The sequence below is a fragment of the Pseudomonas germanica genome, from assembly GCF_019614655.1.
GTDB classification, from domain to species: Bacteria; Pseudomonadota; Gammaproteobacteria; order Pseudomonadales; family Pseudomonadaceae; genus Aquipseudomonas; species Aquipseudomonas neuropathica.
Map to the genome: position 1 here is coordinate 5,456,829 of NZ_CP071586.1, position 18,093 is coordinate 5,474,921.

Annotated in this window: 23 protein-coding genes and 1 tRNA gene; 3 read left to right on the top strand and 21 right to left on the bottom strand. The window is 57.9% G+C overall.

Translation table 11 applies throughout. The features are described from left to right. The first annotated feature begins 166 nt into the window (after nt 1–166). Nucleotides 167–379 (top strand): cold-shock protein, encoded by a 213-nt coding sequence (locus J0G10_RS24185; RefSeq protein WP_003227496.1) that lies wholly within the window; start codon nt 167–169, stop codon nt 377–379. A gap of 96 nt (nt 380–475) precedes the next feature. Continuing rightward, nucleotides 476–964 carry an RDD family protein gene (locus J0G10_RS24190; RefSeq protein WP_095048209.1) on the top strand — a complete coding sequence of 163 codons (489 nt, stop codon included), beginning with the start codon at nt 476–478 and terminating at the stop codon, nt 962–964. Nucleotides 965–1,099: 135 nt separating this feature from the next. Here the strand turns inward: J0G10_RS24190 and nadA are convergent, their stop codons facing one another. The 19 genes from nadA to J0G10_RS24285 form a co-directional block, all read right to left on the bottom strand. Beyond that, complete coding sequence (gene nadA, locus J0G10_RS24195; protein WP_016773509.1) at nt 1,100–2,158, bottom strand: quinolinate synthase NadA; 1,059 nt, start codon at nt 2,156–2,158, stop codon at nt 1,100–1,102. 271 nt (nt 2,159–2,429) lie between these two features. After that, a tRNA-Lys gene (locus J0G10_RS24200) sits at nt 2,430–2,505 on the bottom strand. 62 nt (nt 2,506–2,567) lie between these two features. After that, a complete protein-coding gene (gene queC / locus J0G10_RS24205; RefSeq protein WP_220556900.1) occupies nt 2,568–3,260 on the bottom strand; it encodes a 7-cyano-7-deazaguanine synthase QueC in 693 nt (230 codons plus the stop codon). 1 nt (nt 3,261) lies between these two features. Then, nucleotides 3,262–3,909 (bottom strand): 7-carboxy-7-deazaguanine synthase QueE, encoded by a 648-nt coding sequence (gene queE / locus J0G10_RS24210; RefSeq protein ID WP_095048211.1) that lies wholly within the window; start codon nt 3,907–3,909, stop codon nt 3,262–3,264. 166 nt (nt 3,910–4,075) lie between these two features. Then, nucleotides 4,076–4,909 carry a tol-pal system protein YbgF gene (gene ybgF / locus J0G10_RS24215; protein WP_007912724.1) on the bottom strand — a complete coding sequence of 278 codons (834 nt, stop codon included), beginning with the start codon at nt 4,907–4,909 and terminating at the stop codon, nt 4,076–4,078. 6 nt (nt 4,910–4,915) lie between these two features. Beyond that, nucleotides 4,916–5,413: a peptidoglycan-associated lipoprotein Pal gene (gene pal / locus J0G10_RS24220; protein ID WP_003178634.1), complete on the bottom strand. Its 498-nt coding sequence runs from the start codon at nt 5,411–5,413 to the stop codon at nt 4,916–4,918. Nucleotides 5,414–5,465: 52 nt separating this feature from the next. Beyond that, nucleotides 5,466–6,746: a Tol-Pal system beta propeller repeat protein TolB gene (gene tolB, locus J0G10_RS24225; RefSeq protein WP_016983828.1), complete on the bottom strand. Its 1,281-nt coding sequence runs from the start codon at nt 6,744–6,746 to the stop codon at nt 5,466–5,468. 17 nt (nt 6,747–6,763) lie between these two features. Continuing rightward, on the bottom strand, nt 6,764–7,846 hold the full coding sequence (gene tolA, locus J0G10_RS24230) for a cell envelope integrity protein TolA (RefSeq protein ID WP_016983827.1): 1,083 nt from the start codon (nt 7,844–7,846) through the stop codon (nt 6,764–6,766). Further along, nucleotides 7,846–8,298: a protein TolR gene (gene tolR, locus J0G10_RS24235; protein ID WP_161806672.1), complete on the bottom strand. Its 453-nt coding sequence runs from the start codon at nt 8,296–8,298 to the stop codon at nt 7,846–7,848. The genes tolA and tolR overlap by 1 nt, the downstream gene beginning before the upstream one ends. A gap of 23 nt (nt 8,299–8,321) precedes the next feature. Continuing rightward, the gene (gene tolQ, locus J0G10_RS24240; protein WP_008080223.1) at nt 8,322–9,017 is read right to left on the bottom strand and encodes a protein TolQ; all 696 of its coding nucleotides are present in this window, start codon (nt 9,015–9,017) and stop codon (nt 8,322–8,324) included. Further along, nucleotides 9,007–9,474, bottom strand: coding sequence for a tol-pal system-associated acyl-CoA thioesterase (gene ybgC, locus J0G10_RS24245; protein WP_095048214.1), 468 nt, complete (start codon nt 9,472–9,474; stop codon nt 9,007–9,009). Before ybgC ends, tolQ begins: the two co-directional genes overlap by 11 nt. Nucleotides 9,475–9,601: 127 nt before the next feature. Beyond that, on the bottom strand, nt 9,602–10,663 hold the full coding sequence (ruvB, locus tag J0G10_RS24250; RefSeq protein ID WP_007912736.1) for a Holliday junction branch migration DNA helicase RuvB: 1,062 nt from the start codon (nt 10,661–10,663) through the stop codon (nt 9,602–9,604). Continuing rightward, entirely contained in the window at nt 10,664–11,272 is a 609-nt protein-coding gene (gene ruvA, locus J0G10_RS24255; protein WP_034153418.1) for a Holliday junction branch migration protein RuvA, read from the bottom strand. Nucleotides 11,273–11,386: 114 nt separating this feature from the next. Then, complete coding sequence (gene ruvC, locus J0G10_RS24260; RefSeq protein ID WP_007962095.1) at nt 11,387–11,914, bottom strand: crossover junction endodeoxyribonuclease RuvC; 528 nt, start codon at nt 11,912–11,914, stop codon at nt 11,387–11,389. Between the two features lie 158 nt (nt 11,915–12,072). Continuing rightward, nucleotides 12,073–12,819, bottom strand: a complete 747-nt coding sequence (locus J0G10_RS24265; RefSeq protein WP_007912738.1) for a YebC/PmpR family DNA-binding transcriptional regulator — start codon at nt 12,817–12,819, stop codon at nt 12,073–12,075. Nucleotides 12,820–12,948: 129 nt separating this feature from the next. Then, the gene (gene aspS / locus J0G10_RS24270) at nt 12,949–14,724 is read right to left on the bottom strand and encodes an aspartate--tRNA ligase (protein WP_093430490.1); all 1,776 of its coding nucleotides are present in this window, start codon (nt 14,722–14,724) and stop codon (nt 12,949–12,951) included. Between the two features lie 100 nt (nt 14,725–14,824). Continuing rightward, nucleotides 14,825–15,046, bottom strand: a complete 222-nt coding sequence (locus tag J0G10_RS24275; RefSeq protein ID WP_093430491.1) for an FmdB family zinc ribbon protein — start codon at nt 15,044–15,046, stop codon at nt 14,825–14,827. 131 nt (nt 15,047–15,177) lie between these two features. Then, nucleotides 15,178–15,516 (bottom strand): ribbon-helix-helix domain-containing protein, encoded by a 339-nt coding sequence (locus tag J0G10_RS24280; protein WP_220556901.1) that lies wholly within the window; start codon nt 15,514–15,516, stop codon nt 15,178–15,180. A 184-nt stretch (nt 15,517–15,700) separates the two neighbouring features. After that, on the bottom strand, nt 15,701–16,171 hold the full coding sequence (locus tag J0G10_RS24285) for a Dps family protein (protein ID WP_038366640.1): 471 nt from the start codon (nt 16,169–16,171) through the stop codon (nt 15,701–15,703). Nucleotides 16,172–16,482: 311 nt separating this feature from the next. Here J0G10_RS24285 and J0G10_RS30170 point away from each other — a divergent pair, with 311 nt between their 5' ends. Beyond that, the gene (locus J0G10_RS30170; protein WP_007912746.1) at nt 16,483–17,085 is read left to right on the top strand and encodes a cold-shock protein; all 603 of its coding nucleotides are present in this window, start codon (nt 16,483–16,485) and stop codon (nt 17,083–17,085) included. Nucleotides 17,086–17,155: 70 nt separating this feature from the next. Here the strand turns inward: J0G10_RS30170 and J0G10_RS24295 are convergent, their stop codons facing one another. Together J0G10_RS24295 and J0G10_RS24300 are read right to left on the bottom strand one after the other, a co-directional pair. Beyond that, nucleotides 17,156–17,362 (bottom strand): SlyX family protein, encoded by a 207-nt coding sequence (locus J0G10_RS24295; RefSeq protein WP_093430493.1) that lies wholly within the window; start codon nt 17,360–17,362, stop codon nt 17,156–17,158. A gap of 3 nt (nt 17,363–17,365) precedes the next feature. Next, on the bottom strand, nt 17,366–17,791 hold the full coding sequence (locus tag J0G10_RS24300; RefSeq protein ID WP_077574284.1) for an HIT domain-containing protein: 426 nt from the start codon (nt 17,789–17,791) through the stop codon (nt 17,366–17,368). Nucleotides 17,792–18,093 lie beyond the last annotated feature (302 nt).

Consider the following 18,093-nt stretch of genomic DNA (forward strand, 5'->3'; position numbering starts at 1 on the left):
GTTTCTCCACTGTGTTTGCATGGGTCAGCTTGGAATCGTGACCTGGGCAGTAGCCTACAAGTTAGCTACATCCCGTTCGACGTCTTCTTACTCTCCTGCAACCAGCCCCAGTACTCTTTCATGAGAAAGAGACTGTCATTAATTTTTGCGTCAAAGGAAATAAGAAATGTCCACACGTCAGAGCGGTACCGTCAAGTGGTTTAACGACGAGAAAGGTTTTGGTTTTATCACTCCAGAAAGCGGTCCGGATCTGTTCGTACATTTCCGCGCCATTCAGGGCAACGGTTTCAAGAGCCTGAAAGAAGGCCAGAAAGTGACCTTCGTTGCTGTGCAGGGCCAGAAAGGCATGCAGGCTGACGAAGTACAAGCAGAAGCCTGATTTCTGTTACGAAAAAGCCCCTGATATTGATATCAGGGGCTTTTTTGTGCGCGCGAATCCGTAAAATGGCGCTTCATTTTGCGTCCAGAGGCTGCCATGTCGAAAAACCTGCTCACCCCACAGGGCGATTTTCCCGCCGTTGGTCTAGGCCGGCGTCTGGCGGCGATGTTCTATGACTTTCTGCTATGCACCGCCCTGCTGATCGTCACGGGTGGCATCTACAAGATGATTCAGGCAGCGATAATTGGTGAAGAGCGCCTGCGAGTGATGACCGATGCCGGCAAGCTCGACGGTGATCCGCTCTACTCGACCGTGCTGGTGTTGGTTCTGTTCGCATTTTTTGCCAAGTTCTGGACCCACGGCGGTCAGACGCTGGGCATGCAGGTGTGGGGCATTCGCGTGCAGAACGCCAATGGCACGGCGATCAGCCTGTGGCAGGCGTTGTTGCGGTTTATGGTGTCGATTGCGTCGTGGCTGTGCGTGGGGTTGGGATTCCTCTGGTCGCTGTACGACAAGCAGAAGCGCACGTGGCATGACATCTATTCCGATACCCGCCTCGTCCGGATCCCGAAGAAGACCAAATAATTTTCAGACGCCGAAAACCACTGTAGGAGTGAGCCTGCTCGCGATAGTGGTGTGTCAGTCAACATTTTCGTTGTTTGACACACCACTATCGCGAGCAGGCTCACTCCTACAGGTTTATTTATTGCCTGAAAGACCTCAGGCGTTACCGGCCAGCTTCATCCGCGCCGCTTGAGTAAAGTCGAGCATGCGCTTCAATGGCCGGATCGCCTGCGGAATCAACGCCGGATCAACAAAGATCTCGTTGGTCCCTTCCTTCAAGCTCTTGAGCGTGCGCTCAAGGGTGTTCATGGCCATCCACGGGCAATGTGCGCAACTGCGGCACGCCGCGCCGTTACCAGCGGTTGGCGCCTCGATGAAGACCTTGTCCGGGCACAGCTGCTGCATCTTGTAGAAGATGCCACGGTCGGTCGCAACGATCAGGGTCTTGTTCGGCAGCGATTGCGCGGCAGCGATCAACTGGCTGGTGGAACCCACGGCGTCCGCCAGTTCGATCACCGACGTTGGCGACTCCGGGTGCACCAGAATCGCAGCGTCCGGGTACAACGCTTTCATGTCTTCAAGCTGCTTGGACTTGAACTCTTCGTGAACGATGCAGGCACCGTCCCACAGCAGCATGTCCGCGCCGGTCTTGCGCTGGATGTAAGTGCCCAGATGCTTGTCCGGCCCCCAGATGATGGTCTCGCCGTTGTCCATCAGGCTTTCGACGATCTCCAGCGCGCAACTCGAAGTCACCACCCAATCAGCCCGAGCCTTAACGGCTGCGGAGGTGTTGGCATAGACCACCACCGTGCGCTCCGGGTGCTGATCGCAGAACGCCGAGAACTCGTCGACCGGGCAACCCAGGTCCAACGAGCACGTCGCTTCCAGGGTCGGCATCAGCACGCGTTTTTCCGGGTTGAGAATCTTCGCGGTCTCGCCCATGAACTTCACGCCGGCGACCACCACGGTTTTGGCCGGGTGAGCATTGCCGAAGCGGGCCATTTCCAGGGAATCGGAGACGCAACCGCCAGTTTCTTCGGCCAGAGCCTGAATCACCGGATCGCAATAAAAGTGGGCCACCAGCACCGCGTCCTGAGCCTTGAGCTCGGCGGCAATGGCGGAACGGTAATAAGCCTCCTCCTCGGCCGTCAGCGGTTTGGGCTGTTTGGCATCGAGGTGAGCTTGAACCAGAAGGCGTTCGGAAATCTGCGTCATGTTCGCAAGACCTGCAGGCGCGTTCGCGCGAAAGTCGAGTATACACCCGGCTCCGGACCGCTTGAGGGTACCGCCGGGAGAGTGAGTATTATCAGGCACGGACAGCATTGAAGCTGCGCAAGGCTACAGAATATCCCGTTGATACAAAAGATGATTCTGACCTGCGTCAGCGCTGCGGGTATTGAAATAACGCGGAGCGAAATTACAGGCAAAAAAAAACCCGGAAATCCTCACTTTCGTGGGCCTTCCGGATTTTCTAAACCGCCAAATATGGTGGGTCGTGTGGGATTCGAACCTACGACCAATTGGTTAAAAGCCAACTGCTCTACCAACTGAGCTAACGACCCGCTGTGTGGTGGCGCGTATAATACTGATTTTTAAGGACTATTCAACACCTTTTTGAAAATAATCAAAAATAAGGTGTTGGATCGTCCACACCAGCGGCCGCGAAGCCTTCTGCGCGCAGGCGGCAGCTGTCGCATTTGCCGCACGCGCGGCCGTCATCGTCGGCCTGATAGCAGGACACGGTGAGGCCATAATCAACGCCAAGCTTCACGCCCGCCTGAACGATCTGCGCCTTGCTCAGGTTCTGCAGGGGCGCCTGAATGCGGAAACCGTTGCCTTCCACACCGGCCTTGGTCGCCAGGTTGGCCATGCGCTCGAACGACTCGATAAACTCGGGACGGCAATACGGGTAACCGGAATAGTCCACGGCGTTGACACCAATAAAGATGTCACGCGCACCCAGCACTTCTGCCCAGCCCAACGCCAGCGAAAGGAACACCGTGTTACGCGCCGGCACGTAAGTCACCGGAATGCCTTCGCCCAGCTCCTCCGGAATATCGATGCTGCTGTCGGTCAGTGCCGAGCCGCCCATACCATTCAGGTTGAGGCCAATCACCTTGTGTTCGATCACACCCAAGTCGCGGGCGACGCGGGCAGCGGCGTGCAGTTCGGCGTGCGAACGCTGGCCGTAGTCGAAGCTCATGGTGTAGCAGCGGTAGCCTTCGGCTCGTGCCATGGCCACGACGGTCGCCGAGTCCAGGCCACCGGACAGCAGGATGACCGCGCGTTTTTCGAGAGTGTTCAGTTGTTCGGTCATATCAGCGCCCCGGCTCGTCGTTCCAAAGATATTTATGCAACTGCAATTGCAAGCGTACCGGCAGGTTGTCCGCCACCACCCAGTCCGCCAGATCGCGAGCATTGAGGTCATGGTGACTTGGGGAGAACAGCACTTCGCCGGCACGCCGATCAAGACCGTACTGAATCAGTTTGGAGACGGCCCAGTCATAGTCGTCGCGCGAGCAGATGACAAACTTCACCTGATCGTTGGGGCTCAGCAGTTCGATGTTCTCGTAACGGTTGCGATGGGCTTCTTTCGAGTCCGGCGTTTTCAGATCGACAACCCGACTGACGCGCGGATCGACGGCCGAAATGTCGAGTGCGCCACTGGTTTCCAGCGAAACCTCGTAACCGGCGTCACACAACTGCTTGAGCAAAGGAATGGCGTTCGGCTGCGCCAGCGGCTCACCGCCGGTGACACAGACGTAGCGCGGACGAAATCCGGCCACTTGCTCGAGGATGTCGTCGAGGGTGCGGATGGTGCCGCCACTGAACGCATAGGCGCTGTCGCAGTATTGGCAACGCAGAGGGCAACCGGTCAGGCGCACAAAAACCGTGGGCAGCCCGGCAGTCCGCGTTTCCCCCTGCAACGAGTAGAAAACTTCGGTGATTCTCAATGTGTCTTGCATAGTCGCCACGGGCGTAACAGCTAAACAGGCTGTCCGCCTCCGTCAGGCACTTCAGGCAATCCCGCCAACGCGTAGACCGCAAGAAGCGTGTTTCAGAAAAAGGGCGTGAATTCTAACGAAAAAACCCGCGACAAGCGCGGGTTTCTTCTAAACGGGTAACACGACCTTACATGCGTTGCAGATCGCGTTGAGCCAACTGAGCGGCGGAGGTACCCGGATATTGGGCCACCACCTGCTGCAGAATGCCTTTGACCTTGTCGGTATGACCAAGGCGGCGCTCTACGTCAGCCAGCTTGTACAGCGAGTCTGGCACTTTGGCGTGCTTTGGATACAGCTGCGAAACCTTGGCGAAAGCCTGACCTGCGCCTTGCAGATCACCCTTGGCCAGATTGACTTCGCCCAACCAGTACTGGGCGTTGCCCGCGTATTGGCTGTTCGGGTATTTGCGCAGGAAAGCGGCAAAAGCCTGGCTGGCCTTGTCGAAATCCTTGGCTTTGATCAGGTCGAAAGCGGCATCGTAATACAGCTTTTCCTTGGCCGGATCACCCGGTTCGCTGCTTGCAGCAGGTGCCTGGGCAGCAGCCCCGGCGCCAGCGGCAGCACCGGCAGCAGCACTTGCATCGCCACCGGCAGAAGAATTCTCAGGAGTCGCGGCAGGTGCAACGCCGGATCCTATGCGCCGATCAAGATCCTGGTATCGCTCCAGGGATTCCTGCTTCATGCGCGCAACCTGATTCTGCAGTTCTTCGATCACGCCTTGCTGGCGAGAAATCTGATCCTGCATCTGTTGCAATTGGTTGAACAGCATGCCTTGTGCCGAGGCAGGGGCCGAAGCCGCTCCCCCGGCATAGGCGCCGTTCGTACCGTAACCTGCAGGCGGATAACTGCTCCCGCTATTGTTATAACCGGAGTTGTCATCGACCACAGGAACCGCAGCCCACGCCGCAAGCGGCGCAAGGCTGAGAGCCAGAACAGTTACAGCACGACGGCACGTTCGCATATCGAATTACTTACGCAGTTCGACGCGACGGTTTTGAGCCCAGGACTGCTCGTCGTTGCCGGTAGCAACTGGACGCTCTTCGCCGTAGGAAACCAGTTCCAGCTGAGCTGGGGAAACACCTTGCAGTACCAGGTAGCGCTGAACGGCTTTCGCACGACGCTCGCCCAGTGCCATGTTGTACTCACGAGTACCACGTTCGTCGGTGTTGCCTTCCAGAACAACGCGAGCGCCGTTTGCTTTCAGGTCTTTGGCGTGAACGTCCAGAGCGCGCATGGCTTCTGGCTTCAGGTCCGAGCTGTCGTATTCGAAGTAGAAGGTGGTGATTGCGCGCAGAGCAGCTTCTTCGCTCAGGGAACCGTCAACGGCACCAGTGTTTGCGCCGTAACCAGCGTTTGGATCAACAGCGCCTTCACCGGCGTTGTCGCCGCCTTTGGACGAGCAACCTACAGCTACAGCCATGGCCAGAGCCAGCGCAGCAAATTTACCAAACTTCAGCATTTCCATCGTGAAACTCCTAATGAACCCCAGTGTGTTAAGTAAAACGTGTAGCGCCCGCTCACTTCAGGTAAGGGGACCAGGACGGTTCTCTGACTTCGCCTTGAGCGGTAGGAAGCGGGAGCCTAACGCGTCCATTAATGGACACGAGCATCAAGACTCCCCGGCCCTGTTGGCGGGTGGCGTAGATTACCATGGTGCCGTTGGGCGCAACAGTAGGTGACTCGTCCAGAGTGCTATCAGTGAGGATCTTTACACTCCCTCGCTGCAGATCCTGAGCTGCCACCTTGAAATTGGTGAAGCCATCCTGACGATGGATCATCACCAAAGTCTTTTCATCCGCCGAAAGTTTCGGGTTGGCGTTGTAATTACCTACAAACGTCACACGCTCGGCACCACCGCCACTGGCGCTGGTTTTGTAGATCTGAGGCTTGCCGCCGCGGTCCGAGGTGAAGTAGATGGTCGAACCATCCTTGCCCCAGTACGGTTCGGTGTTGATGCCAGGACCTGCGGTCACACGGGTGATCTGACGCGAAGCCAGATTCATCACGTAGATATCCGGGTTACCGTCCTTGGACAGTACGAACGCCAGGCGATCACCGTTCGGCGACCAGGCTGGCGCGCCGTTCAGACCTTCGAAGTTGGTGATCTGCTCACGGCGACCGGTGTCGATGTTCTGCATGAAGATGCGTGGGCGCTTCTGCTCGAACGACACATAGGCGATGCGCTTGCCATCCGGTGCAAAACGCGGCGACAGGATTGGCTCACGCGATTGCAGCAAGGTCACGGCGCGAGCACCGTCGTAGTCCGAACGCTGCAGGGTGTAACGGGTGTTCTTCTCGGAGAAGCGCTCAGCCGTCACGTACAGCAGACGCGTCGAGAACGCACCTTCAATACCGGTCAGTTTCTGGAACGACTGGTCGGAGATGAAGTGCGCCATGTCACGCAGTTGCTCGGTGGTGCCGGAAACACTGCCGTCAGCCACTTTCTGTTCGGTGGCCACGTTGAACAGTGCCCACTGCACCTGCAGGCGACCGCCGGCTGGCGCAATGCTGCCGACCATCATGTATTGAGCACCCACCGCCTTCCAGTCACGGAAGATGATTTCGCTCGGCTGGCTTGGCTGGCTGATCATGTTTTGCTTTGGAATCGGCGAGTAGTAGCCCGAGTTACGCAAATCGTTACCAATGATTTCTGCCATGTCGTCCGGCAGCACGGCACCGCCCTGCATGCCGAATGGTACGACTGCGATCGGAGTAGCCCGATCGCTGCCGCTGGTAACCAGAATGTTCTTTTCATCCGCCATCGCGATCCCTGCCATGCAGCAGATCACGACCAGCATTCCTCGAAGAAGGTTTCTCACAAGGCTAGATCCTCAGGTGTGAATGTCATCTTGAATGAACGATACGGAGCGAAATCGCTCGGCTTCATTCCCTGCATTTCTGTCAAACGTCCAATATTCTTCACTGCCGCGACTGCCGACGCATCGAACGGACCATCGCCACTGGACTTGGCGACGCTGACCGAAGTCACCGTACCGTCCGGCAACATGCCGATCTGCAGTACAACTGTCATGCCTTTGCGTGCCGAAGGTGGACGGGCCCAGCCCTCTGCAGCTCGCGCACGAATCAGGTCATCGAAACTGCCCGCGACTTCGTCACCCTGCTCATCGGCCAAGGCCTGCTGGCGCTGCGGCGTATCGGAAAGCAAATCGGCCAAGGCCTGAGCCTTTTTGTCTTCAGTCGATTTACGCGCCGCATCCTGCGCTTTCTTCTTCGCAGCATCGGCAGCAGCTTTCTTCTTCGCTTCGTCGGCGATTTTCTTCTTCGCCTCTTCAGCTTCAGCTTTCTTCTTGGCGTCTTCGGCGGCTTTCTTCTTCGCGTCTTCGACGATCTTCTTCTTGGCTTCTTCAGCAGCGGCTTTCTTGGCCTCTTCTTCAGCAGCCTTTTTCGCTTCTTCTTCAGATTTCTTCTTGGCTATATCAGCCAATTGTTTCTCTTCAGCCTTTTTGGCTTCGGCGGTCTTCTTGGCTTCGTCGGCTTTCTTGGCTTCATCAGCCTTTTTCGCCTCGTCTGCTTTCTTCGACTCGTCGGCCTTCTTGGCTTCCTCGGCTTTTTGAGCCGCTTCTTCTTTCTTTTGTTCCGCAGCGGCCTTGATCTCTTCCTGCTCGACCTTCTTCTGCTCCATCTGCTCGACTTCGGTCTGGCGCGCGGCGGATTTCTTCGCCTCACCCGCAATCTTCTGATTGGTCTGGGTGGTTGCCTGACTTTTCGATTTCAGTTGGTAGAGGGTCGCCTGGACAATCGGCTTGGCCGGCGGCAGCTCTGGTGTAAAGGCAAAACTGACGAACAGCATGCCGAACACCAGCACGTGCAGGACAATTGCCAGAACGCTAGGCCAGAAGTAGCTTTCCGAGGCGGACGGCTCTCGCTGTTGCTGCATCAGGGGGCCTCGGTAATCAAACCAACATTACCGACCCCGGCTTTCTGCAGCCCGCCCATGGCGCCCATGACGGAACCATAGTCGACGGTCTTGTCACCGCGGATGAAGACCTGGGTACGCTTGCCGCCTTCAGTGCCGGCACGAATGATCTTGGTCACCGCGTCGGTCATTTGCGGCAGAGTCATGGCCCTGTCCTGTTGCTTCTCGGTATCGACTTCGCTGCCAAGGTTCCAGTAGTAGGTCTTGTCAGCCTTGATCGAAATGGTCAGAACCTGAGTGTTGTTGTCCTGCGGCAAGGCTTCGCTGGAAACCTTGGGCAGATCAACTTTCACGCCCTGATTGAGCATCGGCGCGGTCACCATGAAGATGACCAGCAGTACCAACATCACGTCGATGTAAGGCACCACGTTCATCTCGGCAACCGGCTTGCGCTTTTTGCGAGCTCGAGCGATTAAAGCCATTGGAAATTACCTGCTTATTCTTCGCTGGTGTGCACTTTGCGGTGCAGGATCGCCTGGAATTCATCGGCGAAGGTGTAGTAGCGGCCCAACAAGGTTTCGCTGCGAGCGGCGAAACGGTTGTAAGCGATTACGGCAGGGATCGCGGCGAACAGACCGATCGCAGTAGCGATCAGAGCTTCGGCGATACCCGGGGCCACAGTGGCCAGGGTTGCTTGCTGGGCGCTGGCCAGACCGCGGAAGGAGTTCATGATGCCCCACACGGTACCGAACAGACCGATGTACGGACTGACCGAACCGACAGTGGCGAGGAACGGCAGGCTCTGCTCCAGTTTCTCTTCTTCGCGGGAAATGGCGACGCGCATGGCACGGGCCACACCTTCCATGACCGCTTCAGGGTCGACACCTGGCTGCTGACGCAGACGGGAGAACTCCTTGAAGCCGGCACGGAAGATCTGCTCCACACCAGAATCCGGATCCGGGTTGCTGCCCGCCTGACGGTACAGCTTGGACAGGTCGATACCCGACCAGAAGCGCTCTTCGAAGCTCTCCAGGGCGCGTCGACCGGCGCGCAGCAGATTGCTGCGCTGAAAGATCATGATCCATGAGGTTACCGATGCGGCCACCAGGGTCAACATTACCAACTGCACCACGATGCTGGCATTGCTGACCAGGCTCCACATGGAGGAATGGTCGACGACGTTAGCTTCCACGCTTTATCTCCTGCTTTGAGTGTGTACCCGGGCCGACCGCGTCGGCAAAGGCCGCACGCAAGTCTTCGGGAAGGGCCCGGGGTTTCAAACTGTTAGTGCGCACACAGGCCACCAAAAACTGCCCCTCACAGAGCAGCACATTATCCGTTGCCCGCCTGACCTGCTGTTTGAAGCGCAGGCTGACCCGGTTCAATTCGATTACATCAGCGCTTACCAGCAGTTCGTCGTCCAGTCGCGCCGGCGCGTGATAGCGCGCTTCGCTGGAGTGCACGACAAACAACAGGTCCTCCCCTGCCAGCTGCGATTGGGCAAAGCCCAGCTCGCGAAGCCGCTCGGTTCGAGCCCGTTCCATAAACTTGAGGTAATTAACGTAATACACGATGCCGCCCGCATCGGTGTCCTCGTAATAAACGCGACAACGATGTGCGAACGACTCAAGCCCGTTTTGCGCGCGCATACTCTAGTGCTTACTCCTCAGGTTGCCAATCCGGCCAGGCAACTGTTTTTCATGGTTTCAGGGCTTTACCGCAAAAGTACCGTCCTATGACCGTACAAACCCTGAATAAATCGACAAAAAATGTGTATCAATCGTCCACGGCATCGAGAAACTCGTCTGCCACGGGCATTTCACCCATTCGTGACGGGATGTTTAAACCAAAGTGCAGGTACGCATGGCGCGTCACCACCCTGCCCCGTGGAGTGCGCATGATGTAACCCTGCTGGATCAGATACGGCTCCAGCACATCTTCAATCGTGTGGCGTTCCTCGCTGATTGCAGCGGCGAGGCTGTCGATACCGACGGGGCCGCCATCGAACTTCTCGATCATGGTCAATAGCAGGCGGCGATCCTGATGATCGAAACCGTGCTCGTCGACGTCCAGCAGGTTCAGCGCCAGGTCTGCCACCGCTTTGGTGATATGGCCCTTTGCACGCACTTCGGCGAAGTCGCGCACACGGCGCAGTAGACGGTTGGCGATCCGCGGCGTGCCCCGGGCGCGGCGCGCGATTTCGAACGAGCCTTCCGGATCCAGCGGCAGACCGAGGATGGCTGCGGAACGGCTGACAATGGTCGCCAGATCAGCCGTGCTGTAGAACTCCAGACGCTGGACGATACCGAAGCGGTCACGCAACGGGTTAGTCAGCATGCCGGCGCGAGTCGTCGCGCCGACCAGCGTGAATGGCGGCAGATCGAGCTTGATCGAACGCGCTGCCGGCCCTTCGCCAATCATGATGTCGAGTTGAAAGTCCTCCATCGCTGGATACAGCACTTCTTCAACGATCGGCGACAGGCGATGGATTTCGTCGATGAACAACACATCGTGCGGCTCAAGATTGGTCAGCAACGCCGCCAGATCACCCGGACGTTCAAGCACCGGCCCGGAAGTGCTCTTGATCGATACGCCCATTTCCTGAGCGATGATGTTGGCCAGCGTGGTCTTGCCCAGACCCGGCGGGCCGAAGATCAGCGTATGGTCGAGGGATTCGCTTCGGCCACGGGCGGCCTGGATGAACAGCTCCATCTGCTCGCGCACGGTCGGCTGGCCGATGTAGTCGGCCAGGCTGACCGGGCGAATGGCCCGGTCCTGGACTTCTTCGCGCTCGCGCGGGCTGTGCGCGGCGGTGATCAGACGATCAGCTTCAATCACTTAAATCATTCCCTTCAGGGCGCGGCGGATCAGGTCTTCACTGCTCAAATTCTTGTCCTTGATGGCGGTAATCGCCTTGCTCGCTTCCTGCGGCTTGTAGCCCAGGGAAATCAGCGCACTGACCGCATCGTTCTCGGCGGTGTTGACCGGCGCCGGGCCATCCGGCTGGTTCGGCACGAGCGCGAACATGGCTGGCGTAGTTTCCCAGGCCTTGAAGCGATCCTTGAGTTCGACCAGCAGACGCTCAGCGGTTTTCTTGCCGACACCCGGCACCTTGGTCAACGCCGAGGTGTCCTGAGACTGCACGCAGCGGATCAACTCGTCGACTTCCAGACTCGACATCAAGGCCAGGGCCAATTTTGGCCCGACACCATTGAGACGGATCAACTCGCGAAAAAAGTCTCGCTCACGCTTGCCGGCAAAACCATAGAGTAATTGCGCGTCTTCGCGTACGACCAAATGCGTGTGCAAGGTCAGCGGTTCACCGACCGACGGCAGGCGATAAAGCGTGGTCATGGGCACTTCCAGCTCATACCCGAGGCCGTTTACATCCAGAATCAGGTGCGGCGGCTGTTTTTCAGCCAGGGTGCCGCGCAAGCGTCCAATCACGTTTCAGATCCTTGAGCGTTGGCCAGCCGTGGGCTGGCGACTGTCGAAAGGCGGATTTCGGGCCGACGACCCAGGCGCAAAAACCGGCTTTCAGGAAAATTGATGCTGATGCTATCAGAGACGCAGGCGCCCGCCACGACTGCGTGCCGTTCCCAGGCCGTGCGGCAGCAGACTGGAACGTGTGTGCGCGTGGCAAATGGCAATGGCCAGAGCGTCAGAGGCATCGATTTGCGGTTTGCTGGTGAGTTTGAGCATGTGCATGACCATCATCTGCACCTGCTCTTTATTGGCGGCGCCGGTGCCGACAACGGCTTGCTTGACCTGCGTGGCCGTATATTCGGCGATCTCCAGGCACTCTTCCGCACCGGCGACGATCGCTGCACCGCGCGCCTGCCCCAGCTTCAGCGCCGAGTCGGCGTTTTTCGCCATAAACACCTTTTCGATGCCCATGGTCACCGGTCCGTAGGTCTGGATGATCTCGCGCACGCCGCGATAGACGATTTGCAGGCGTTCGTGCAGCTCGCCCGCACCAGTGCGGATGCAGCCGGATGCCACATAGATACAGCCGCCACGCCCGGTATCGCGAACAATCCCGTAACCGGTGATGCGCGAACCGGGGTCGATACCAAGAATTAAAGTCATAACGCCTGCAGATTCGGTAAAAGCACGATTTTCAAATCAACCCATAACAAATGTGGGAGCGAGCCTGCTCGCGAAGGCGGTTTCATCATCAGCAACGATGTTGCCTGAAAATCCGCCTTCGCGAGCAGGCTCGCTCCCACATTGAATCGTAGCCGCTCTTAACCGAGCTGAGCGGCCACGTCTTCCGGAATATCCGCGTTGGAATAAACGTTCTGCACGTCATCCAGATCCTCAAGCATGTCGATCAGCTTCAGCACCTTTTCCGCGCCTTCCAGATCCAGTTCGGCGCTAGTGGTCGGCTGCATGACGATTTCCGCGTCATCGCCCTTGAATCCAGCGGCTTCCAGCGCGTTACGCACGGCATAGAAACTGGTGAACGAGGTGAACACATCGATCGAGCCGTCTTCGTGGCTGACCACGTCATCGGCATCGGCTTCCAGCGCCGCTTCGGTCAGTGCGTCCTCATCAACGCCCGGCGCGAAGCTGATCTGGCCTTTGCGCTCGAACAAGTAAGCTACCGAACCGTCGGTGCCGAGGTTACCACCGCACTTGCTGAACGCATGGCGCACAGCAGCAGCAGTACGGTTGCGGTTGTCGGTCATGCACTCGACCATCACCGCCACGCCGCCCGGGCCGTAACCTTCATAGGTCAGCTCTTCAACGTTATCCGCTTCGGTGGCACCAGCGCCGCGCGCCACGGCACGGTCGATGATGTCGCGGCTCATGTTCGCGCTCAGCGCCTTGTCCAAGGCCAGACGCAGACGCGGGTTGGAACCCGGATCACCGCCGCCCTGACGGGCTGCAACGGTCAGCTCGCGGATCCACTTGGTGAAGATCTTGCCTCTCTTGGCATCCTGACGTTCTTTGCGGTGCTTGATGTTCGCCCACTTGGAATGACCTGCCATAACTCGCTCCGAATTCTCTTTGAAACGTTGCCCGCCCTGCTCATGCAGCGGCCAGCAAACAAAAAAATCTCGACCTGCTCTTTGTAGAAAGAAAAAAGGCGCATCCGAAGATGCGCCTTCAGGCCCGTCTTACTCAGCCTTTGGCGTTTCGCGCAAACGAATGTGCAGCTCGCGCAGTGCCTTGGCATCCACCACACCCGGCGCTTGCGTCATGACGTCGGCAGCACTCTGGGTTTTCGGGAAGGCGATCACTTCACGGATCGACTGGGCGCCGGTCATCAGCATCACCAGACGGTCCAGACCGAAGGCCAGACCACCGTGCGGCGGAGCACCGTACTTCAGCGCGTCGAGCAGGAAGCCGAATTTCTCTTCCTGTTCTGCTTCATTGATACCCAGCAGACGGAACACCGCCTGCTGCATTTCCTTGCGGTGGATACGGATCGAACCGCCACCCAGCTCGGTGCCGTTCAATACCATGTCGTAGGCGCGGGACAGAGCGCCAGCCGGGTTGGCTTCCAGCTCTTCAGGAGAGCATTTCGGCGCGGTGAACGGGTGGTGCAACGCGGAGAAGCTGCCGTCGTCGTTTTCTTCGAACATCGGGAAGTCGACGACCCACATTGGCGCCCACTCGCAGGTCAGCAGCTTGAGGTCGTGACCGAGCTTGATGCGCAGTGCGCCCAGAGCTTCGCTGACGATCTTGGCCTTGTCGGCGCCGAAGAACACGATGTCGCCATCGACTGCGCCAACGCGATCGAGGATCACGTTGAGCTTGTCTTCAGGGATGTTTTTCACGATCGGCGATTGCAGACCGTCAACACCGGCAGCGCGCTCGTTGACCTTGATGTACGCCAGGCCCTTGGCACCGTAGATGCCGACGAACTTGGTGTAATCGTCGATCTGCTTGCGTGGCATGCTCGCCCCGCCTGGAACGCGCAGTGCGGCGATACGGCATTTCGGATCGTTAGCCGGGCCGCTGAACACCTTGAATTCAACTTCTTTCAGTTGATCGGCAACGTCGACCAGTTCCAGCGGGTTACGCAGGTCTGGCTTGTCGGAACCGTAGCGGCGCATGGCTTCTTCGAAAGTCATGTGCGGGAAATCGCCGAATTCCAGACCCAGCACTTCCTTGAACAGGTTGCGGATCATTTCTTCAGTCAGGCCCATGATCTCTTTTTCATCGAGGAAGCTGGTCTCGATGTCGATCTGGGTGAATTCAGGCTGACGGTCAGCACGCAGGTCTTCGTCGCGGAAGCACTTGGCGATCTGGTAGTAACGGTCGAAACCGGCAACCATCAGCAGTTGCTTGAACAGCTGTGGCGATTGCGGCAGGGCGAAGAACGAACCAGCGTGGGTACGGCTTGGCACCAGATAGTCACGCGCACCTTCAGGGGTGGCACGGGTCAGGATCGGCGTTTCAACGTCGAGGAAGCCGTTCTCGTCGAGGAAGCGACGGATGCTGGTGGTCATGCGCGAGCGCAGACGCAGCTTCTCGGCCATTTCCGGACGACGCAGGTCGAGGAAGCGATAACGCAGACGGGTTTCTTCACCAACATCGGAGAACTCGTTCAGCGGGAACGGCGGAGTTTCCGACTCGTTCAGCACTTCCAGTTCATAACCCAGCACTTCGATCATGCCCGACGCCATGTTGGCGTTGGTCGCACCGGCCGGACGCAGACGCACCTTGCCGGTGATCTTCACGACGTACTCGCTGCGCACGCGATCGGCAGCGGCGAAGCTCTCGGCGCGATCCGGATCGAATACCACCTGGGCCAGACCGTCACGATCACGGATATCGAGGAAAATCACCCCGCCGTGGTCGCGGCGACGGTGAACCCATCCGCAAAGGGTAATTTCCTGGCCTTCCAGGCTTTCGTTCAGTTGGCCGCAATAGTGGCTGCGCATCATGATAATGGTTCGCTTCTCGTCATTCGATATTCGGTGGAGATCCCGTTGCTTTCAAAGCAATGCGGAAACTCACGCGTGTCGTTCAACCTGGGGTTGAACCCTAGTCAGATTTGTCGCCACCGGCCAGATTCTTCTTGGTCCCGGTCTTGAAATCGGTTTCGTACCAACCGCTGCCGCTGAGGCGAAAGCCTGGCATGGACAGCTGTTTCTTGAGCTCTGGCGCCTGGCAGGCAGGGCAGTCGACCAGCGGTGCATCGCTGATCTTTTGAATGGCTTCCAACTGATGACCACAGGAAGCACATTGGTAATCGTACATCGGCATGGGGGTGTCTCGGCGATCAGATTGCCACCGCGCGCAGGGCTTTGCGGCGAAAGAGCGGGATTATATCGATTAAATGCGGCCTGTGCAGCCGTAAGACTGCACAGGCCGAGACCTCGTTTGCAACCGCCGTTTCAGAGCGATTCGGCAGTTGCTGCCTGCTTGACGCCGTTCATGACGCACACCACCCGCACCAGCGCGCTGAAATTTCTCACCCCGCCGTGACGCAGATGCACTTCGCGGTCGACGTGGGACAACAGCGAGCTGATCGAACAGCAGTTATCTGCGGCCATGTTGCCGAGGATGTTCCAGTAGACCCGCTCCAGCCGCAGACAGGTCGCATAACCGTTCAGACGCACGGATCGTGACGATGGCTGAACCAGTGCCATGTCGAACTCGCTGATGAACGGATCAACTTTCAACTCATGGGGCAAGCCGACAATCCTGTCGCCTCGCCTGTCTCCCTCTGCCATATCAGTGACACTCCTTTGCCATCTCTGCTTGTTTGAAAAGTCACATCCTGTGGCTTTCATAAAAGCGCAGACACAAAGTTATAGCCAGACGACTTATTGACCGACTCCGTAGGATAAGCCAACGACACAGGTAGGATTGCGGACAGCGCACGAGCCCCGCTGGCGGGCCCGCGCACTAGGGGGATTACGCTTCCAGCAGCGAGCGCAGCATCCACGCCGTTTTTTCGTGAACCTGCATGCGCTGGGTCAGCAGGTCTGCGGTCGGTTCATCGCTGACCTTGTCGAGCAGCGGGAAGATGCCACGGGCCGTGCGGGTCACGGCTTCCTGACCATCGACCAATTGTTTGATCATGTCTTCGGCACTCGGCACGCCCACCTCTTCCTTGATAGAAGAAAGGCGCGCGTACGTGGCATAGGCGCCCGGCGCCGGAAAGCCCAATGCGCGAATACGCTCGGCGATCGAGTCCACGGCCAGCGCCAGCTCGTTGTATTGCTCTTCGAACATCAAATGCAGCGTACGAAACATCGGGCCGGTGACGTTCCAGTGGAAGTTGTGGGTTTTCAGATACAGCACGTAGGTGTCCGACAGCAGACGCGACAAGCCTTCGACGATGGATTTGCGATCTTCTTCACTGATACCGATATCGATTGCCATGTTTACCCCCTAACGGCGATTGAATTCATCCAACAGGTGCAGACCCACTCTAGCAAGCCTACCGACACCCCGCAGCCCGGATCGGGTGCAGGTGCTGCGACAAATCGACCGACGCATGCCGCTGGCCGGGCTGATTTGAGTAGCCGCAGGCTTTGCTGTTAAATAGGCAGTGTGTCGCCATGCCCCATTTTTCGGGGCGTTGCGCATAGGCTGATGCCGTGAACGTGTCCACCGCCTCTTATTTTGTTCCGAAGCGAACCGTGCGCCTTCAGCTCTTCCTTGTGAGCCGTCATAAACGTGAGCCAATCAAAATGTTGAAAATCGTCCACCTGCTAATGGGCGCAGCGGCTTTGCTGCTGTCGTTCATACCCAGCTTGAAATCCGAAGCCGTTCCCTACCTGCAACAACCCGATGCACTTTACCTGGCCTTTTTCGGCCTGCTGAACCTGGTGATTGCTCCAGTGATTCCTTTCTGGAACAAAGGCCCTCGTCAGCATCTGCAAAACCTGGTCAGCGCGCTGCTGGTACTGACCGTCGTCCTGCAAACCTTGACCCTGATCGCCCCGATGCCCGTCATCGCCGGTCAGCCAGCCGTGCTGTTCACTCTGGTGATCGCGCTGGTTGCCGTGGTCCTGCACCTGGCCGTCAGCTTCTATCGTTCTTCACCGGCTGCTGCTCCAACCAGCTATGACATGACCAATCGTGATACCGGTACCGTCAAGTGGTTCAACACCTCCAAAGGCTTCGGCTTTATCTCCCGGGATTCCGGCGATGATATCTTCGTGCACTTTCGCGCGATCCGTGGCGAAGGTCACCGCGTCCTGGTCGAAGGCCAGCGCGTGGAGTTCTCGGTAATGAACCGGGACAAGGGCCTGCAAGCCGAGGACGTGATCGCCGCGCTGCCGCGACGCTGATCCAGGCATAAAAAAACCGCGAGCAGCGTGCTGTTCGCGGTTTTTTTACGCCTGCTGAAAAGTACCGGTCTCAGTAGTGCGGCGGTGGCGCCTCATCCTCGAAGGACTCGAACTGGCCGACCATCTCCTCCTGACGCTTGAGCAGCGCCGCCATCTGCAATTGCAGGCGCTCGACCACGCGCTGCTGCGCCACCAGCACGTCGTTCAACGACTGAATGGTGTCATCCTGAAACGCCAGACGGCTTTCCAGATCGGTAACACGTTCTTCCAGATTCATGACTCAGCCCTCCACAAAGGTGAAATGCTCGGTCAACACCAGTCGCAATCGTTCGCGAATGGCAGCGACCTGCTCGGTACTGTAAGGCTTGGCCGGGTGTTTGCCCCAGACCGGCGCCGGCCAGGCTGCGTCGTCACGTTTGCGCACAATCACATGCATGTGCATCTGACTGACAACGTTACCCAAGGTCGCGACGTTCATTTTGTCGGCATCGAACAGATCCTTGAGCAGCTCAGCCAGCGCGGTGGTTTCCTGCCAAAACTGCTGTTGATCGGCGACATCCAACTGAAACAACTCACTGATATCGTCCCGACGAGGCACCAGAATGAACCAAGGGTAGTTGGCATCATTGGACAGCAGCAGTCGGCAGAGAGGGAAATCACCGATGGTCAGCGTGTCCTGTTGAAGTCGTGAATCTAAAGCAAACACTGCGCGCACTCCCGGCTGATCATTATTCAGCTTAGCGGCCATCCCGATGGACAGCGCACCAAGCGACAGGACGGCAGCATACCTGCGAATGCGCCAGCCTTCACGACGACGGTGAACCCCGTCGCTCTGCCAACGCCCCGAGATGTGACATTTACGAGCGCGACGCACCAGCACGGAACCAACATCGACGTTCAGCACAAAAAAATGACCAGAATCAGCAGAGACGTGCAGCGTCATGCCCCTGCAAGCTGTATGAATTCAGAACAGCTGCAAATTTTTTTGCACCAAAACCGCACAGTGCG